The 17367-nt window shown below is 75.3% G+C and carries 18 protein-coding genes; 10 read left to right on the top strand and 8 right to left on the bottom strand.

All coding sequences use genetic code 11. The features are described 5' to 3' along the window. Window positions 1-3 precede the first annotated feature (3 nt). The 4 genes from serA to BM414_RS05270 all read left to right on the top strand — a co-directional run bounded on the left by serA (window position 4) and on the right by BM414_RS05270 (window position 2737). Window positions 4-1212, top strand: a complete 1209-nt coding sequence (serA, locus tag BM414_RS05285) for a phosphoglycerate dehydrogenase (RefSeq protein WP_093578413.1) — start codon at window positions 4-6, stop codon at window positions 1210-1212. A gap of 109 nt (window positions 1213-1321) precedes the next feature. Then, on the top strand, window positions 1322-1660 hold the full coding sequence (locus BM414_RS05280) for a hypothetical protein (protein WP_093578412.1): 339 nt from the start codon (window positions 1322-1324) through the stop codon (window positions 1658-1660). 76 nt (window positions 1661-1736) lie between these two features. Then, a complete protein-coding gene (locus BM414_RS05275; protein WP_093578411.1) occupies window positions 1737-2579 on the top strand; it encodes a nitroreductase family protein in 843 nt (280 codons plus the stop codon). After that, entirely contained in the window at window positions 2474-2737 is a 264-nt protein-coding gene (locus BM414_RS05270) for a hypothetical protein (protein WP_093578410.1), read from the top strand. The genes BM414_RS05275 and BM414_RS05270 overlap by 106 nt, the downstream gene beginning before the upstream one ends. 687 nt (window positions 2738-3424) lie before the next feature. On the opposite strand, the gene BM414_RS30625 is transcribed toward BM414_RS05270, so the two are convergent. Then, window positions 3425-4252, bottom strand: a complete 828-nt coding sequence (locus tag BM414_RS30625) for a DUF222 domain-containing protein (protein WP_245784504.1) — start codon at window positions 4250-4252, stop codon at window positions 3425-3427. 229 nt (window positions 4253-4481) lie between these two features. On the opposite strand from BM414_RS30625, the gene BM414_RS05260 reads away from it, so the two are divergent. Beyond that, complete coding sequence (locus BM414_RS05260; protein ID WP_093578409.1) at window positions 4482-5291, top strand: DUF6544 family protein; 810 nt, start codon at window positions 4482-4484, stop codon at window positions 5289-5291. 116 nt (window positions 5292-5407) lie between these two features. Beyond that, window positions 5408-6079 (top strand): response regulator, encoded by a 672-nt coding sequence (locus tag BM414_RS05255; RefSeq protein ID WP_093578408.1) that lies wholly within the window; start codon window positions 5408-5410, stop codon window positions 6077-6079. A 35-nt stretch (window positions 6080-6114) separates the two neighbouring features. On the opposite strand, the gene BM414_RS05250 is transcribed toward BM414_RS05255, so the two are convergent. The 3 genes from BM414_RS05250 to BM414_RS05240 all read right to left on the bottom strand — a co-directional run bounded on the left by BM414_RS05250 (window position 6115) and on the right by BM414_RS05240 (window position 9524). Then, window positions 6115-7827 (bottom strand): GAF domain-containing sensor histidine kinase, encoded by a 1713-nt coding sequence (locus BM414_RS05250; RefSeq protein ID WP_093578407.1) that lies wholly within the window; start codon window positions 7825-7827, stop codon window positions 6115-6117. A 104-nt stretch (window positions 7828-7931) separates the two neighbouring features. Further along, window positions 7932-8285: a pyridoxamine 5'-phosphate oxidase family protein gene (locus tag BM414_RS05245; protein ID WP_175551429.1), complete on the bottom strand. Its 354-nt coding sequence runs from the start codon at window positions 8283-8285 to the stop codon at window positions 7932-7934. 186 nt (window positions 8286-8471) lie between these two features. Further along, window positions 8472-9524: a TerC family protein gene (locus BM414_RS05240; RefSeq protein WP_093578405.1), complete on the bottom strand. Its 1053-nt coding sequence runs from the start codon at window positions 9522-9524 to the stop codon at window positions 8472-8474. Window positions 9525-9705: 181 nt separating this feature from the next. Here BM414_RS05240 and BM414_RS05235 point away from each other — a divergent pair, with 181 nt between their 5' ends. From BM414_RS05235 to BM414_RS05225, 3 genes are all read left to right on the top strand, one after another. Continuing rightward, window positions 9706-10023, top strand: a complete 318-nt coding sequence (locus BM414_RS05235) for a winged helix-turn-helix domain-containing protein (RefSeq protein ID WP_093578404.1) — start codon at window positions 9706-9708, stop codon at window positions 10021-10023. A 148-nt stretch (window positions 10024-10171) separates the two neighbouring features. Beyond that, on the top strand, window positions 10172-11386 hold the full coding sequence (locus BM414_RS05230; protein ID WP_245784503.1) for an AI-2E family transporter: 1215 nt from the start codon (window positions 10172-10174) through the stop codon (window positions 11384-11386). A 141-nt stretch (window positions 11387-11527) separates the two neighbouring features. Beyond that, entirely contained in the window at window positions 11528-12556 is a 1029-nt protein-coding gene (locus BM414_RS05225; protein ID WP_093578403.1) for a universal stress protein, read from the top strand. A gap of 151 nt (window positions 12557-12707) precedes the next feature. On the opposite strand, the gene BM414_RS05220 is transcribed toward BM414_RS05225, so the two are convergent. The 3 genes from BM414_RS05220 to BM414_RS05210 all read right to left on the bottom strand — a co-directional run bounded on the left by BM414_RS05220 (window position 12708) and on the right by BM414_RS05210 (window position 16260). Continuing rightward, window positions 12708-13376 (bottom strand): HAD family hydrolase, encoded by a 669-nt coding sequence (locus BM414_RS05220; protein ID WP_093578402.1) that lies wholly within the window; start codon window positions 13374-13376, stop codon window positions 12708-12710. A 182-nt stretch (window positions 13377-13558) separates the two neighbouring features. Next, window positions 13559-14716, bottom strand: a complete 1158-nt coding sequence (locus BM414_RS05215; RefSeq protein WP_093578401.1) for an acyl-CoA dehydrogenase family protein — start codon at window positions 14714-14716, stop codon at window positions 13559-13561. Continuing rightward, window positions 14713-16260, bottom strand: coding sequence for an acyl-CoA synthetase (locus tag BM414_RS05210; protein WP_093578400.1), 1548 nt, complete (start codon window positions 16258-16260; stop codon window positions 14713-14715). Before BM414_RS05210 ends, BM414_RS05215 begins: the two co-directional genes overlap by 4 nt. Window positions 16261-16390: 130 nt before the next feature. On the opposite strand from BM414_RS05210, the gene BM414_RS05205 reads away from it, so the two are divergent. Beyond that, window positions 16391-17056, top strand: a complete 666-nt coding sequence (locus BM414_RS05205; RefSeq protein ID WP_175551428.1) for a TetR/AcrR family transcriptional regulator — start codon at window positions 16391-16393, stop codon at window positions 17054-17056. A 117-nt stretch (window positions 17057-17173) separates the two neighbouring features. Here BM414_RS05205 and BM414_RS05200 read toward each other — a convergent pair. After that, on the bottom strand, window positions 17174-17367 hold a 194-nt coding region (locus BM414_RS05200; protein WP_139245716.1), incomplete at its 5' end, for a transposase.

Below are 17367 nucleotides of genomic sequence, written 5' to 3'. Positions count from 1 at the left end.
CCCGTGCCCAGAGCCCTGCTGCTGGAGAACATCGACCCGGTGGCGGCCGAGCTGCTCGGCGCGGCCGGCTTCGAGGTCGAGTCGCAGCGCGGGGCGCTGGACGAGGCCGACCTGACCGCCGCGCTCGACGGCGTCGACGTGCTGGGCATCCGGTCGAAGACGCAGGTGACCGCCGCGGTGCTGCGCGCCCGCCCGGAGCTCGCGGCGATCGGCGCGTTCTGCATCGGCACCAACCAGATCGACCTCGTCCGGGCGGCGGGCGCGGGGGTGGCGGTGTTCAACGCGCCGTACTCCAACACGCGCAGCGTCGTGGAGATGGCGCTCGCGGAGATCATCTGCCTGGCCCGTCGGCTGATCGACCGCGACCGCGCGCTGCACGCGGGCTCCTGGGACAAGTCCGCGGCCGGCAGCCACGAGGTCCGTGGGCGCACCCTCGGCATCGTCGGCTACGGCAACATCGGCAGCCAGCTGTCCGTGCTCGCCGAGGCGCTGGGCATGCGGGTGCTGTTCTACGACCTCGAGGAGAAGCTCGCGCTCGGCAACGCGCAGGCGTGCACCAGCCTCGAGGAGCTGCTCGAGCGCTCGGAGACGGTGACGCTGCACGTCGACGGGCGCGCCGGCAACGCGGGGCTGTTCGGCGCCGAGCAGTTCTCGCGGATGCCCCGGCGCAGCCTGTTCCTCAACCTCTCGCGCGGCTTCGTGGTCGACCACGAGGCCCTGCGGGACCACGTGCTCAGCGGCCACATCGCCGGTGCCGCCGTCGACGTCTTCCCCGAGGAGCCGCGCGAGCAGGGCGACCCGTTCACCTCCGTGCTGCGCGGCCTGCCCAACGTGATCCTCACGCCGCACGTCGGTGGCTCGACGCAGGAGGCGCAGCACGACATCGGGCGCTTCGTCGCCGGCAAGCTCGTCGACTACACCGCCACCGGGACGACGAACCTCAGCGTCAACCTGCCCACCGTGGCGCTGCACGGGTCGTCGGTGGCGCGGTTCGCGCTGCTGCACCGCAACGTGCCCGGGGTGCTCGCACGCGTCGACGCACTGGTCGGCGAGCACGGGCTCAACGTCGACGGCCAGGTGCTGGCCACCCGTGGCGAGCTCGGCTACGCGGTCACCGACGTCAGCGGGCCGCTGCCCGCCGACCTCCTGGACGCCCTCGAGACCCTCCCCGAGGCCGTGCGCCTGACCACCTTCGCCCGCCGGGGTCGCTGACCCGGTCGCGCGCCGGGCCGGAGGTCCCGGCGGCCGGGACCTCCGGCCCCGGGCTGCGGGCGGTCCGCCCGTGTCACGGTCGTCGTCGACCGCCGACCCGGGAGGACCGATGACCGACACCGCCGTACCCACCCGCCCAGGGCCGGCCCTCGCGGCCCGGCCGGAGCGGGTGCGCCCGCGTCCCGTCGTCGACGTCACGCGGGTGGTCGCCACCGCCGAGGTCGTCCTCGGCGCGGTCGCGGTGGCCTCCCGCCTCGCGCGGCGGCCGGGTCCGGTCGTGGCCCGAGTGACCATGGGCCCCGGCGGCTGGGTGAGCATGAAGGGCGGGGCGATGGCGGTGCGGCCGGCCCGGCGCCTCTGGCGACGGGCCCCGCTCCCGGCCCCCACGCGGCGCCCGTGGTGGGCCCGGCTGCTGGCCGCCACCCCACTCGAGCGGCCGGCCGGTTGACCCGTACGGCCCGGGCCGGCGCGCGACCGACGGCCCGAGGAACCCATCCGGAACGGATGGATCGGGAGGACGGGGCGTGGACCAGCAGGAGTGGACCCGGGTGGTGGAGGCGGCGACGCGCGCCCCGTCGATCCACAACACGCAGCCGTGGTCGTTCACCGCGGACGGCGACCGGCTGCTCGTGCGCACCGACCCGTCGCGGGCGCTGCGGGCCCTCGACCCCAGCGGGCGGCAGCGGATCGTCAGCGGCGGGGTGGCGGTGGAGTTCGCCGTCGTCGCCCTGGCCGCTACGGGAAGGGCCGCCGAGGTGGACCTGCCGCCCGACCCGGCCGACCCGGACCTGCTGGCCACCGTCACGGTGACGGGCCCGCGCGAGCCGGAGGAACGGGATCGCGCCCCGGGTGCGGCGATCGCCGAACGGCACACCGAACGGGCGCCGTTCCTGTCGCGCGCGGTGCCGGACGAGGTGGTCGACCGGCTGCAGGCCATCGCGGGGGACCTCCGCGTGTGGCTCGAGCCGATCAGCGGGGAGGACGAGGAGGTCGCCACCGCCTTCCTCGTCTCCCGCGCCGAGGAGATCGAGCAGGGGGAACCGGAGTACCTCGCCGAGCTCCAGCAGTGGATGCGCACCGACCCGGCCGCCGTCGACGGCATCCCGGTGGCCGCGGTACCGGCCGACGACCCGTCGGCCCGGCCGTCGAACTGGTCGGTCCGCGACTTCCTGGTCGGCTCGCGGTCGGGCGACGGCCCGTCCGGGCGTGACCTCGACCCGGACGCCCGCCGCCCGCGGTGGAGCGGCCGACCGTCGTCCTCATGGGCACCGACGGCGACGACAGGGCGGCGTGGTCGACCGCCGGCCGCGCGCTGGGCCGGGTCCTGCTCGAGGCGACCGCCGCCGGGCTGGCCGCCTCACCGCTGACCCAGGCGCTGGACTGGCCGGCCACACGCACCCAGCTCCGCTCCCGCCTGCGCCTGGTCGGCTACCCGCAGATGCTGCTGCGTCTCGGCTACCCGAGCGGTGACCGCACGCCGTCGACGAACCGCCGCCCGGTCACCGACGTCCTGACCTTCGGCTGACCCCGGCGCTGGCCGGCGGCCCGCCGCTCAGAACGGCGGTGGGTGGTCCCGTTCGACGTCGTCGGGCGGCGGATTGGGTGCCGGTGGTGGTGGTCGCATGCCCGGTGGCCGGGTGGTGCGGGTGATGCCCGAGGGCGTGGTGACGGTGAGGACCCCGTCGGGGCTCATCTGGATCCAGCCGCGGGCGAAGGTCTTGAGCCGGTGGTGGCTGCGACAGAGGCACCAGGTTGGCGCAGTCGGTGGGGCCGCCGTGCGCGTGGGGGATGACGTGGTCGGCGTCGGCCCACCCGACCCGTTGCCCGCAGGTGGGGAAGCGGCAGGTGCGGTCGCGGGTGCGCACGAACCGGTGCTGGGCGGCGGAGGGGCCGTAGCGGTCGACCTGCTCTGGCCGGTCGAGCACGGCACAGTCGCAGTCGGCGGTGTCCGGAGCGGCCGGGTGGTCGGGGCAGCCGCGGCGGGCGAGCCGGCGCAGCTGCTCCAGCGTGCTGGTCGCCCGCAGGGCGCCGTCCTCGTCGGCGAGGGCGAGTGTGACCGATCCGCCCTCGGGAGTGCGCACGCCGAGCGCGTCGAGCTGGGCGAGCAGGTCGCGCAGCTGTGCGGCGGTGATCGGCAGGCCGTTGACCTCGCCGGGCTGGTCACTGCGGCCGGCCAGCGCGGCCAGGGTGGCGATGATCTGCAGGTGCGCGGTCACCGGTGGGCGGGTGTCGTCCCAGGGGCGTTGCAGCAGGTCGGCGAACACCAGGGTGCGCAGTTCACCGATGGGCCGCTCGTCGCCGTCGGCCTCGAGCATCCGGGCCAGCTGGTCGACCAGCGCGTGGCAGGCGGCGGCGACGTCGGCGGGCAGATCGGCGGCGAGGGTGGCCATGCCCTCCTGCGGGGACGGGTGGACCCGGACGTCGGCGCGCCGCCGAGCTGCGCCCGCCGCCGGTCGGCGGCCTCGGCGTCCAGCTCGAGCAGAAGGGCCAAGGCGCGCTTCTTCAGCTTGCCGACGGTCAGCTGCGCGGCCTCGGGCAGCACCCGGGCCTCGACCTGGCGGGCGACCGCCGGGTCGGTGTGCTCCAGCACCTCGACCAGCGTCCGGGCCCGGTACTCGTCCAGCTCCCCGGCCGCCATCGCCGCCCACGTCGCCGGCAGGTGCGTCCGATACGTCCACGCCCGGTGCGCCAGCTGGCTCGCCGCCAGCCGCCCGCAGTTGAGCACCACCGCCAGCTCGGCGGGGAAGAACTCCGACACCCCGGGCAGCTCGGGATCGGGCTTCCACGACCGCGCCCGCGCCCCGGGTGTCCCGGGAGCCGGGTCGTCGTCATCGGGGGAGTCGTCGGCCAGACCCAGGACCAGCTCGGCCTCGTAGGCGGCGGCCCTGGCCTTGATCGCCTGCACCCGCTGCAGCTCGGCGGCCTTCTGCTCACGGGAGAGGAGAGCCACGGGAAGCCGCCGGAGGGGCGCTGGCTGCTCGACCAGCCAGCCTGCGAGGGCCCGCTCGATGAGCGACCCGGGACCGGCGACCTCCTGCACGACCCCGAACCTACGGATGGGGTCCGACAGTTCCCGCAGGTCAGGACCGTGGAGTCCCGCGTCGATCCGCCGGTCGGTCCTGGGGCGTCCGGTGAGGGCCCTCCGACCCTCCAGCGGGGTCCTTCGGCGGTGCAACGGTGCCGTGCGGTCGATCTAGCGTCGAGTCCACCGTCCGGCAAGGGGCGACGGCCGGGAGCACCTCCCGCAGCACTCGCACGCGGGAGGACCGATGACCACGACGAGCCAGCGCCCGGGCACGTCCCGGCCGCCGCGCGCCTTCACCCGTCGGCTGGCTGCCGCGGGCCTCCCCGCCGGCCGGCCGTCCGTGGCGCCGGTGACCGAGGACGACCTCACCGGCCTCCCGCCGGCCGCCGTCCGGTACCTGCGGGCCATGGGGGTCGTCGGCCGGCCCCGGACGTGGTCGCTGCAGGCGCACCTGAGCGGGCGGTTCCGCCTCGGTGCCAGCGGTCGGTGGATGCCGTGCGACGCGTGGCAGTACGACACCGCCCAGGAGGTGGCTCGCCTCTACCGCATGCGGCTGCTCCTGGCCGGTGCGCTGCCGATGTGGGGCTGGGACACCTACCGCTCGGGCACCGGCCGGATGATCGGCAAGGCCCTCGGGGTGATCACCGTCGCCGACGGCGAGGGTCCCCGCTTCGACGAGGGGGAGCTCGTCACCTGGCTCGCCGACGCGGTCCTCCTCGCCCCGGCGATGCTGCTGCACCCGCGCACGCGGTGGGAGGAGCGCGGCAACGATCTCGCCGTCTCGGTCACCGACGCGGGACGCACGGTCTCCGCCCAGGTGCTCCTCGACGACGACGGCCGTCCGCGGGAGCTCCGGACCGAGGACCGATGGGCCGACCTGCCCGGCGGTCCGGTGCGGGCGCCGTGGACGACCACGGTCGACGCCTGGACCGTCGTCGACGGCCGGCCCCGCATGACAGGTGGCTCGGCGTCGTGGCACCTGCCCGAGGGCGAGCTCCGCTACGCCGAGATGCGGCTGCTGCGGCTCGACCTCGACGTCCCCCCGACCCGGTGAGCGCCCTCCCGAGGGACCTACGGTGCACCGCGGGGCCCTGGGCCCCCTAGCCTCGGGACCGGAGCTGCCGGACGGCCGGGAGCCACGCGCCGGGGACGGCGGGAGGGGGAGGCACGGTGGAGGACGACGGGCAGCGGCCCCCGATCCAGGTGTTCCTGCTCGACGACCACGAGATCGTGCGCCGCGGTGTGGCGGACGTCCTCGGGACCGACTCGGGCATCACCGTCGTCGGGGAGGCGAAGAACGCCGCCGAGGCGCTGGCCCGGGTCCCTGCGCTGCGCCCCGACGTCGCCCTCCTCGACATCCGGCTGCCCGACGGCGACGGCGTCTCCGTCTGCCGGGAGCTCCGCAGCCGGATGCCGGAGCTCAAGGTGATCATGCTGACCAGTTACAGCGACGACGAGGCGCTGTTCGAGGCGATCATGGCCGGGGCGTCGGGGTACCTGCTCAAGCAGATCCTCGGCGCCGACCTGGTGAGCGCGGTCCGCACGGTGGCCGCGGGCGGCTCCCTGCTCGACCCCGCCGCCACCACCAGGGTGCTCGAGCGCATGCGCCGTGCTGCCGAGCCCGCCGGCCCGCTCGCCCGGCTCAGCGAGCAGGAGCGCACCGTCCTGGAGCTCATCGGCGAGGGTCTCACCAACCGGCAGATCGGCGAGCGGATGTTCCTCGCCGAGAAGACGGTCAAGAACTACGTCTCGCACCTGCTGGCGAAGCTCGGCCTCGAGCGGCGCACCCAGGCGGCGGTGCTGGCGACCGAGCTGCGCTCGGGCGGTCCGCACCGGGGCTGAGCGGCCCGGTCAGGACCGCAGCGCGGAACGGCAGCTCAGGGCAGCGGCGCCCACCACCGCAGCCGCGTCCCGCCCTCGGCCGGACCGTCGACGGTCAGTCCGCCGCCGCGGCGGGCCGCTCGCTCCTCGAGGTTGCGCAGCCCGCTGCGCGCGGCGCGGGCGTCGATGCCGCGGCCGTCGTCGAGGATCTCCAGCACGACCTCGTCCCCGACGTCGAGGGTCACCGTCACGTGCCGCGCACCGGAGTGGCGGGCGGCGTTGCTCACCGCCTCCCGGGCCGCGGCGACGACGTCGACGGCGAGGTCACCGGTGACGAGGGTGTCGACCGCGCCGGACACCCGCACGCTCGACCCGAGGTCGCCGGAGGTCCCGGTCACCACGTCGAGGACAGCCCGGCGCAGGCCGGCGTCCTCGGACTGGTCGGCGGTGTGCAGGTCGAAGATGCTCGTGCGGATGTCCCGGACGGTGGCGTCGAGCTGGCCGACGACGTCGCGGATCCGGCGCTGGGCCTGCGGGTCGCCGACCCGCGGCAGCACCGACTGCAGGCTCAGGCCCGCCGCGAACACCCGCTGGATGACGTGGTCGTGCAGGTCGCGGGCGATGCGGTCGCGGTCCTCGTAGACGTCGAGCCGGCGGGCGAGCCGCTGCTGGGCGGCGAGATCCAGGGCGACGGCGGCCTGGTCGGCGAAGGCACCGACCAGCGGGGTCACCGCGGGGGCGAACGCCGGGGCACCGGCGCGGCGCGCCGCCACGACCACCGCGGACTCCACCTGGGCGCCGCGGAGGGGGACGGCCAGGCACGGGCCCCAGTCGGGGCGTGCGTCCGGCCCGTCGTGGGCGAGGCCGGACACGTCGACGGCGACGACGTCCCCGGCGCCGGCCACGGCAGCCTGCAGCACCGGGCTGTCGGAGACCGCCAGCCGCCTCCCGGTGAGGTCCTCGAGCCCGTCGCCGACCTGCACCCGGACCTCGAAGCGGGCGTCGGCGTCGGGGCCGACCATGATCCACGCGGCGGCCGCGCCGGTGAGGCGGGCGATCCGGTCGGCGATCAGCCGCAGCGCCGGCTCGGCCGGACCGGGGTCGAGCAGGCTGGCCCGGACGTCGGACAGGGCGGTCGCCCAGCGCCGGCGCTCCTCGGCCTCCTCGTAGAGCCGGGCGTTGTCGACCGCGACGCCGGCGGCTCCGGCGAGCGCGGTGAGCACGGCCTCGTCCTCGGCGGTGAACTCCCCGTGCCGCTTCTCGGTCATGTACAGGTTGCCGAAGACGGTGCCCCGGACGAGGACGGGCACGCCGAGGAAGGCGTGCATCTCCGGGTGTCCCGGCGGGAAGCCGACCGAGGCGGGGTGCTGGCTCAGGTCGGCGATCCGCAGGGGGTGCGGCTCGGTGATCAGCTGCCCGAGCACGCCCTTCCCCTCGGGCAGCGAACCCATGGCGGCGGCCCGCTCGGCCTCGATGCCGACGTGGATGAACGCCGCCAGGCCACCTTGCGGGGCCAGCACACCCAGGGCCCCGTAGCGGGCGTCCACCAGGTCGCAGGCGGTCGCCACGATCCGCCGCAGCGTCGTCTCCAGGTCCAGGCCGGAGGAGACCGACAGGAAGGCGTCGAGCAGTTGCTGGACGCGGGCCTGGCTGCGCGCCACCGCCGACAGGCGCTCCTGCACCTCGCCGATCAGCTCGGTGAGCCGCATGCCGGCCAGCGCGGACCCACCGGCCGGGTCCGGTCCGCGACGGCGTTCCGGCTCGCTCATGTCGGGACCTCCCCTGGGACCGGACGGCTCCGTCGGGGAGCCTGGCACGGGCCGCCCTCCGGGAGTAGGCGCCGGGGTGCCGGCTCGGTCCCGCTGCGGTCGGGTCACGCCGGCGGCGGGGCGGGCAGCGTCCGCCAGCCGCGGAGGACCCCGATCGTGAGGACCACGTACCGCACGTCCTGGTCGGCGACCGTCCGGGCCGGGCCGACGACGGTCACCGCCCACGGGGCGTCCCCCTCGGCGTCGTCGATGCCCAGCACCACCACGGCGCCGCCGGCGGGGGCGAGGTGGTCGCTGTCCGGGCGGGCGGGGATCACCAGCCGGTCGCCGTCCACGGCGTAGCGGACGGGCGCGATCGCCGGCAGGGCGTCCCGCGTGAAGGCGAGGTGCCCCCGCGAGGTGGCGCCGAGCAGCCGCCGGCACTCCTCGTCGGTCAGCTCCTCCCGGATGGTGTGCACGCGTCCCCCGCCCGTTCCGTCCGGCGTCCCGGGGGCGGCGCCGGCCGGGTGCGCCCGCGAGCGCTGCCGGCCCCACGCTGCAGCCCTCCGGGGGATCGCGGACAGGGACCTCCGTCCCGCACGGGCGGGTCCCTCGCCCCGCCCCGCCGACGCGACGGTGCGCGGCCGGGGACGGCCCGGCCCGCTTCACGGCTGCCGCCCGGCGGACGGGGCCTCCTGCTCCCCGGCCGGCGTCCTCCGGCGCCACAGCGGCTCCACGGCCGCCAGCTCCTCCGGGGTGGCGGTCCGGAAGGGCGGGGCCGCCGGAGCCGCGACGGCGCGCCGGCCCTGACCGCGGGTGACCCGCAGGCTCGCGGCGACCGACACGCCGATGACGGTGGCGATGACCGCGAGGCTGACCGGAGTCGGCACGTAGAGCAGGTCGACCTTCAGCACCATCTTGACGCCGACCCACACGAGCACGAGGGCCAAGCCGACCTTGAGGTACACGAACCGGTGGACCAGGTCGGCGAGCAGGAAGTACATGGCCCGCAGCCCCAGGAGGGCGAAGGCGTTGGCGGTGAAGACGAGGAACGGCTCGTCGGTGACCGCGAAGATCGCCGGGATCGAGTCGACGGCGAAGACGACGTCGGTGAGCTCGACGAGGACGAGCACCGCCAGCAGCGGGGTGGCCAGCAGGACGCCGTCGCGGCGGACGAGGAACCGCTGGCCGTGATAGGCGTCGGTCATCGGCACCCAGCGGCGGAACAGCCGCAGCGCCCGGGACCGCTCCGGGTCCAGGTGCTCGTCGCGCGGGCGGATCATCCGGTAGCCGGTCCAGAGCAGGAACGCCGCGAACAGGTACAGCACCCAGTCGAAGCTCGCGATGAGCACCGAGCCGCCGGCGATGAACACCCCGCGCAGGACCAGGGCGCCGAGCACGCCCAGGAAGAGCACGCGGTGCTGGTACTCCCTCGGCACCGCGAAGTACGTGAAGAGGATGGCCCAGACGAAGACGTTGTCCACGGCCAGCGACTTCTCGATCAGGTAGCCGGCGAAGTACTGCTGGCCGGAGTCGGCGCCGTACGCCCACCAGACCCAGGCGCCGAAGGCGACGCCGATCGCCACCCACAGTGCCGACCACGTCGCGGCCTCGCGGACCCCGATCACGTGGGCCCGGCGGTGCGCGAACAGGTCGACGGCCAGCATGCCCACGATGAGGCCGAGAACGGCCAGCCACAGCAACGGCGAGACGCCCACGCGTCCCCTCCCTCCGGTCGATGTCCATCAACCGGAGGTCTCTCCCGGCGCCGCACCGGGCGCCCGCCCCGCCGGGCGCCGTGGCGCCGTACTGACGACGGGACGTCAGGGGATACTCCCCTCCGCGACAACGAGTGAAGCAGACTTCACCAGTGCACGCCACCCGACGAAGGAGCGCACCGTGAGCGAGGACGCCCGGACCGACCGCCCGTCCTGGACGTTCCTGACCAACCACGGCCACGTGCTCCTGGCCGTGGCGGCCGACCCCGACGCGCGGGTCGCCGACATCGCCGCGCGCGTGGGCGTCACCCCGCGGGCGGCCCTGGCGATCCTCCGCGACCTCGACGACGGCGGGTACCTGGTCCGCCATCGGCACGGCCGGCGCACCCGGTACGAGATCCGGCCGCACCAGCACTTCCGGCACCCCGCCACGGCCGCGCACGAGGTGGACGGGCTGATCGCGCTCCTCGCGCAGGACCGGGGCCCGTCGGGACCGTGACGCCCGGTGCCGGTCCGCTCGCGGGGACGCGCTCCCGGAGGAGGAGCGGCACCGGAGGCGTGCGGGCGGGTCCGCCGGGGTGGTGCTGCCCCGAAGTGCCGGACCTCTGGCACGTGACCTGCGTGCCGCGCCGCTCTACCGTGCCGACGTGCCGGCGAGTGACGTGCCCGACGGGCCAGCCGGGCGGGAGGCCAGGGCCGCCGTCCCGCCCCTGGCCGGATCGGCCGGCGCCGACGGCGGTCCCGGCCGATGGCGCACGGAGCCGCCCTGGCTGCGTCGCGTCGTCCTGTCCGTGGCCCTGGCCGTCGCCACCTACCAGGCGGCGGCGTGGGCGTTCACGCACCTGCGGAGCTTCCTCGGCCTGGTGTTCCTGGCCTGGATGTTCTCGATCAGCATCGAGCCCGGTGTGCACCTGCTCACCCGGCGGGGGATGCGCCGCGGCGCCGCCACCGGCCTGGTCATGCTCGCGGTGGTCCTCTTCGGAGCCGGCCTGGTGGCCGCGTTCGGCACCCTGCTGGTCGACCAGCTGGCCGGACTCGTGACCTCGCTGCCCGAGGTCGTCACCAACGCGGTGGACGGCGCCAACCGGACGTTCGGCACGCGGTTGGAGCCCGACGACGTCGTCGACTCGCTGCGGCTCACGCCCGCCCGCATCCAGCAGGTCCTGCAGGAACTCACGCCGGGCGTCCTCGGGATCGTGACGTCGGTGATCGGGGCGGTCTTCCAGACCTTCACGTTCCTGCTGTTCGCCTTCTACATGTCCGCCCAGGCGCCCGCGCTGCGCGACACCGTCACCCGGCGCTTCCCGCCTCGCCAGCAGCACGTCATCGCGACCGTCTGGGACATCGCGGTCGAGAAGACCGGCGGGTACGTCTTCTCCCGGTTGCTGCTCGCCCTGCTCAGCGCCTTCGTCACGGCGGTCTTCCTCCTGGTCCTGGGAGTGCCGTACTGGGCCCCGCTCGCGCTCTGGACCGGGCTGGTGTCGCAGTTCATCCCCACCGTGGGCACCTACCTCGCCATCGGCCTGCCGGCGGTCGTCGCACTGGCCGGCCAGCCGGCGGACGCCCTCTGGGTGGTGGTCTTCGGCGTCGTGTACCAGCAGGTGGAGAACTACCTGATCGGACCGATGATCACCGCCCGCACGGTCCACATCCACCCGGCGGTCGCCCTCGGCTCGGTCATCGTCGGGGTGAGTCTCTTCGGCCCGATGGGCGCGCTGGTCGCCATCCCCGTCGTCGCTGCGATCCAGGCGGTCATGGAGACCTACGGGCGACGCTACGAGCTCGCCGCGGACGACGTCCCGCCCGTGCGCGGGCCCGTGGCGCGCCGGCGGTGGTGGGCGACGCCCCGCGGTCCGCGCTGACCGCGGTCGTGCACCACGGCGCGTCGCGGAGGCTGCTCGGGACGAAGGTCCTGCACCGCCGGTGACGTCGGTCCGCGTCCCGGTCGGCCGGTCGGGTCGACGCTGGGAGCGACCGGACGTCGGCGAGGGGAGCGGGCTGCTGTGGGAACCGAGGGTGGGGCGGGGGGGACGGCCGGGGAGCCGGGCGGCGACCGGATCGTCGTGGGGGTCGACGGGTCGCCCGGCGGGAGGGCCGCGCTGGTCTGGGCGCTGACGGCCGCGGCGCGCGCGGGTGCCGAGGTCGAGGTGGTCAGCGCCGTCCCGGTGGACCCCTACTGGGTCGGACCGTCCCTGCTGGACACCCACCGCCTCGACGCGGTCCGCTCCGACACGGAGGTCCGGCTGCGCGAGGGCGTCGCGGAGGCGAGGACCGACGCGGAGGCGAGGACCGACGCGGAGGCGAGGACCGACGCGGAGGCGAGGACCGACCCGGCGGTCCGGGGAGCAGCCCCGGGCGAGGCCGTCCCCGTCCACGTCACCGTCGTGCCGGGCGACCCCGCCGAGTCCCTGGTGCTGCGGGCGGAGGGCGCCCGGCTGCTCGTGGTGGGCAGCCGTGGCCGGGGAGCGGTGGCCAGCGCACTGCTCGGCTCGGTGGCCCTGCACGTCTCCGCGCACGCCTCGTGCCCCGTCGTCGTCGTGCACGCCGACCCGCCGGCGTCCGTCTCGCGCGTGGTCGTGGGCATCGACGACTCGTCGGTGTCGCGCGCGGCGCTGACCGAGGCCGTGCAGTACGCCCGCGGGCTCGGGGCCCGCGTCGAGGCCGTCCTGGTCTGCCAGCCGATGACCTACTGGAGTGACGCCGTCCCCGCGCCGCCGGTCGGCGAGACGCTCGAGGCGGCCCAGGGCCGTGCCGACCGCATCGTGGCCGGCGTCCTCGGCCCGGGAACGCACCCGGACGTCGAGGTGAGGGTCGAGACGGGTGCACCGGGGGACGTGCTCGTGCGGACGGCCGAGGGGGCCGGTCTCCTGGTCGTCGGCAGCCGCAGCCGGAGCCGCCTGGCGGGGCTGGTGCTCGGTTCGGTGGCCCTGCACTGCGTGGTGCACGCGTCGTGCCCGGTGATGGTCGTGCGCCCCCGGCATGCCGGCCGGGCCGCTCCGGGTCCGGAGGTCGCGACCCCCGCCCACGGCTGACCGGGACGCCCGTCAGCCGTCGCCCCTGGCGTCCCCGCGGGCCGGCCGCCGGGGTGTCGCGGTGCCGGGACGTCGGCGGTCCCGTCGTGGTCGCCGGTCGGCGGCGGGGCGAGGACGTGCTCCGCCGCCGGTGCCCGGGAGTGGATCCGGGTCAGCGTGGCGCCAGGTCGGCGAGCACCGCCACGAGGTCGGCGACCGCCGCGACCTCGACGTCGGGCGCCGGACCCCCGGGATCGAGAGCGTGCCCCGGGCGGCGGAGCCGGACGACCCTGATGCCCGCCTCGAGGGCGCCCCGGACGTCCCGCGCCGAGCTGGCGACGTGCACCAGGTCGCCGCCTGCCGCCTGCCGTGCCCGCCGGTAGATCTCGGGGGAGGGCTTGTAGGCGCGTAGCCGCTCCGAGGTGAGGACGGCGGCGTCGTCGACCAGGCCGGCGACCGGGCTGCCGGCGAAGACCGCGTCGTCCACGTTGGACAGCACACCGACCCGGTACAGCCGGGCGACGTCGGCCAGGCCGGGGACGACGTCGGGCCACAGCGGCCACCGGCCCACCGTGCCCAGCAGGGCGTCGACGTCCGCGTCCGGGTCCCCGGCGAGGCCGAGCGCGGCACAGGTGCCGGCGAGGGCCCGCCGGCAGTGCTCGCGGAAGGGCACCCACTCGGGCAGGTCCCGCTGCGAGGCCTTGTTCCGGGCGTCCCAGTCGTCGTAGAGGGTCGCGCCCGCGACCGGCCAGCCGCGCGAGTCGGCGAGCTCGGTGAACGCGGCGGACCCGCCCGATCGGGAGTCGACCAGCGCGCTGAAGAGGTCGAAGGTGACCAGCACGCGGCCAGTCTCCCGGGCGTGCGACCCGGGAGCCGGGGGCCGTGCGACGGGGGCGGCCCTGGCCGGCCATGCGCCTGACCGTGCCGACGACGGAGACCACCGACAGCACGGAGAACAGGCCGGCGATCGCCGCCTGCACCGGTCGCTCGGGGCCCGGGCGTGCGCTCCTCCGGCGGCCGGACTCACAGGCCGAGGCGCTTGGCGATCACCTCGTTCATGATCTCGGTGGTCCCGCCACCGATGCCGAGGATGCGGGCGTCCCGGTAGTGGCGCTCGACCTCCGACTCGCGCATGTAGCCCAGGCCGCCGAAGACCTGCACCGCCTCGTCCACGACGACGTCGCAGGCGGCGACCGCGGTGTTCTTGGCCATCGACACCTCGGTCACGACGTCCTCACCGGCCAGCCAGCGCTGCATCACCGCACGCGTGTAGGTGCGGGCGACGTCGACCTGCCGGGCCATCTCGGCGAGCTTGTGCCGGATGACCTGGCGCGAGGACAGCGGCCGCCCGAACGTCTGCCGTTGCCGCACCCAGTCCAGGGCGAGGTCGAGGCAGCGGGCCGCCGTCGCGTAGGCCTGCACCGCCAGGCTCAGCCGCTCGGACTGGAACTGCTGCATGATCTGCACGAAGCCGCTGCCCTCGGCGCCGACCAGGTTGCCGGCGGGCACGCGCACGTCGACGAAGGACAGCTCGGCGGTGTCCGAGCAGCGCCAGCCCATCTTGTCCAGCCGGCGGCTGACGGTGAACCCGGGCGTGCCCTTGTCGACCACCAGCAGCGAGATCCCGCCGTGGCCCTCCCCACCGGTGCGGACGGCGGTGGTGACGAAGTCGGCCCGGACGCCGCTGGTGATGTAGGTCTTGGCGCCGTTCACCACGTACTCGTCGCCGTCGCGCACCGCCCGGGTGCGCAGGCCCGCGACGTCGGAGCCGGCGTCGGGCTTGGTGACACCGAGCGAGCCGATCAGCTCCCCGGCCAGCGTCGGGCGGACGTAGCGGTCGACCAGGGCGGCCGACCCGTTCGCCACCACGTGCGGCAGCGCGATCCCGTGCGTGAACAGGCTCGCCGCCACCCCGGTCGACCCGCCGCCGAGCAGCAGCTCCTCGGTGACGACGGCCGAGTCGACCGCGTCCCCGCCCCCGCCGCCGACCTCCTCCGGGAAGGCGACGCCGAGCAGGCCGGTCGCCGCGGCCCGGCGGTGCAGGTCCCGCGGCAGTTCGCCGGCCGTCTCCCACGCCTCCACGTGCGGCGCGACCTCGCGGGCGACGAAGTCGTGAGCCAGCCGCCGCAGCGCGACCCGCTCGGGGGTGGTCCACGGATCGGCGACCTCCGGCCCCGTCACCTCTGCACGGACTCCGCCGAGCCGCCGTACTCCCTGCGCAGGGTCGTCTTCAGGACCTTGCCGGTCGCGTTGCGCGGCAGCTCGGTCACGAACTCGACGCGGGTCGGGCACTTAAAGTGGGCCAGCCGTTCCCGGGCGTACGCGAGCAGCTCCTCGGGGGTGGGCTCCGCGCCCTCCGCGGGAGCGACGACGGCCACCGGCGTCTCGCCCCAGCGCGGGTCGGGCAGGCCCACGACGGCGACCTCGCGCACCGCGGGGTGCCGGTAGAGCACCTGCTCGACCTCGATCGGGTACACGTTCTCGCCGCCGGTGATGATCATGTCCTTCTTGCGGTCGACGAGGGTGACGAAGCCCTCGGCGTCCATCCGGCCCAGGTCGCCGGTGTGGAACCAGCCGTTGCGGAACGCCTCGGCCGTCGCCTCGGGCAGTCCCCAGTAGCCGGCGAACACGTTGGGCCCGCGCACCACCAGCTCGCCCACGACGTCGGTGGCGACGTCCCGGTCGTCGTCGTCGACGATCCGCGCCTCGACGTGCATCAGCGCGCGGCCGATCGAGCCGGCCTTCTCCTTGACGTGGTCGGCGTCGAGGATCGACACGGCCGGCGCGGTCTCGGTCATGCCGAAGCCCTCCTGGAAGGGCAGGCCCTTGCCCTGGAAGAACTCGATCACCGGCAGCGGGCACGGCGCGCCGCCGGTGACGGCGAGCTCCAGCGCGGACAGGTCGTGGCGGTCGAAGTCGGGGACCGTCGTCAGCGCGGCCCACATCGCCGGGACGAGGAACTGCACGGTCGCGCGCGCCTGCGCCATCGCCCCGAGGGTCTGCGCCGGGTCGAAGGAGGGGAGGACGACGTTGGTGCCACCCAGGTACAGCAGCGGCAGCGTGTGCACGCCCAGCCCGCCGATGTGGAACATCGGCGCGACGGTCACCGTCACGTCGCTCTCCCTGAGCCCGCGGCCGAAGGACAGCACGTTGACCACGTTCCACAGGTGGTTGTCGTGCGTGAGCATCGCGCCCTTGGGGCGGCCGGTGGTGCCCGAGGTGTACATCAGGCAGGACAGGTCGCTGCCGGCGACGTCGGTGCCGAGCGCGCGTGGCTCCCCGGCGGACAGCAGCTCCTCGAGGTCCAGCTCGCCGTCCTGGGGCTCGCCGCCGGCGACCACCCGGTGCCGCACGCGGATGCCCTCGCCGGACAGCGCAGCCCGGGCGACGGGCGCCAGCGGGGCGGACCAGACGAAGACGTCGGCGCCGGAGTCGGCGAGCAGGTAGGCGACCTCGGGAGGTGCCAGGCGCAGGTTCATCGGCACGAGGACCGCCCCGAGCTTGGCGGTGGCGAACATGGTCTCGAGGAAGGCGGGGCTGTTCAGCAGCAGCCCGGCCACCCGGTCGCCCTGCCGTACGCCGAGGTCGCGCAGGGACCGGGCGAGCTGGTCGGTGCGGCGGTCGAACTCGGTGTAGGTGATCCGCCGGTCGCCGGCGACCAGGGCGGTGCGGTCCCCGGAGAGGAACGCCCGCCGGGTCGGCCAGCTGCCGATGCCCCTGTCCATGGATGGCCTCTCCCGCGCGACTGTGGTCTGGGTCACGCAGTCTGTCGAGGACCTGACGAGGGCGTCAACTCCCTGTCGGCTGTGGCAGGCTGCCCGGGCCCGGAGCGAGCGGAGGTGGGCGGTGTCCGGCGTGGAGCAGGCGACAGGCGTGCAGCAGGAGCAGGTCCCGGTCACCGACCGGGGACGGCGCACCCGCGCCGCCCTCCTGCAGGCCGGCCGCGAGCTGTTCGAGGAGCGCGGCTGGGCCGACGTCCGCATCGACGCCGTGGCCGAGCGGGCCGGCGTCTCGCACGGCACCTTCTACACCTGGTTCGACTCCAAGGAGTCGCTGCTGCGGGCGATCGTCGCCGTCGTGGTGGAGGACGTCTTCACCGCCACCACCGTCGGCCCGCGGCTGCCGCCCGACGCGCCCTACGCCCGGATCGAGGCGGCCAACCGGCTCTACCTCACGGCCGTCACCCGGCACGCCCGCATCCTGCGGGTGCTCGACTCGCTGGCCGACACCCGCGAGGAGTTCCGCCGGCTGCGGGTCGACGTCCGGGAGGCCTTCGTGCGCCGCGGGATGGAGGGCCTGGTGCGGCTGCAGGAGCTGGGACTCGCCGACGGCGCCCTGCCGCCCCGGGCCACCGCCAGCGCGCTGGGGGCGATGGTCGAGTCCTTCGCGCACCTGTGGCAGGACCCGGGCGAGCACCTCGACGAGGACGCCGCCGTGGACGTGCTCACCCGGCTGTGGGCCGGCGCCATCGGCCTGCCGCGCTCGGCCTGGCCCGACGGCGCGTCGCGACGCCCGACCTAGTAGTGCTTTGTTAGGTCGGTGCTCGAGGTTGGCTGTCGATGTGGGAGCCGCAGACGGTGCAGGTGCCGGTCCAGGTAGCTAGCAGGGCCTGCAGCTGGTGGAGCACGGCGTAGAGGCTCAGGCCGAGACACGGGCTTTTGGGCTGGTGCGCAGCAGGGTGAGGAACAGCTGGGCGGCAGTGACCAGGGTGACGTGGCGGTGCCAGCCGGTCCAAGTGCGGCCCTCGAAGTGGTCCAGGCCCAGGGCGGTCTTCAGCTCGCGGTAGTCATGCTCGATCCGCCAGCGGATCTTGGCCAGCCGGACCAGCTCGG

The organism is Geodermatophilus amargosae, assembly GCF_900116515.1.
In the GTDB taxonomy this organism is placed as follows: domain Bacteria; phylum Actinomycetota; class Actinomycetes; order Mycobacteriales; family Geodermatophilaceae; genus Geodermatophilus; species Geodermatophilus amargosae.
This window is presented reverse-complemented; position numbering and strand designations above follow the sequence as displayed.

Excerpts from the sequence above, each read along its gene's own strand:
- BM414_RS05280 (WP_093578412.1), top strand. The coding sequence starts at position 1,322 with ATGACCGACACCGCCGTACCCACCCGCCCAGGGCCGGCCCTCGCGGCC.
- BM414_RS05270 (WP_093578410.1), top strand. The coding sequence starts at position 2,474 with ATGGGCACCGACGGCGACGACAGGGCGGCGTGGTCGACCGCCGGCCGC.
- BM414_RS05260 (WP_093578409.1), top strand. The coding sequence starts at position 4,482 with ATGACCACGACGAGCCAGCGCCCGGGCACGTCCCGGCCGCCGCGCGCC.
- BM414_RS05250 (WP_093578407.1), bottom strand. The coding sequence starts at position 7,827 with ATGAGCGAGCCGGAACGCCGTCGCGGACCGGACCCGGCCGGTGGGTCC.
- BM414_RS05210 (WP_093578400.1), bottom strand. The coding sequence starts at position 16,260 with ATGGACAGGGGCATCGGCAGCTGGCCGACCCGGCGGGCGTTCCTCTCC.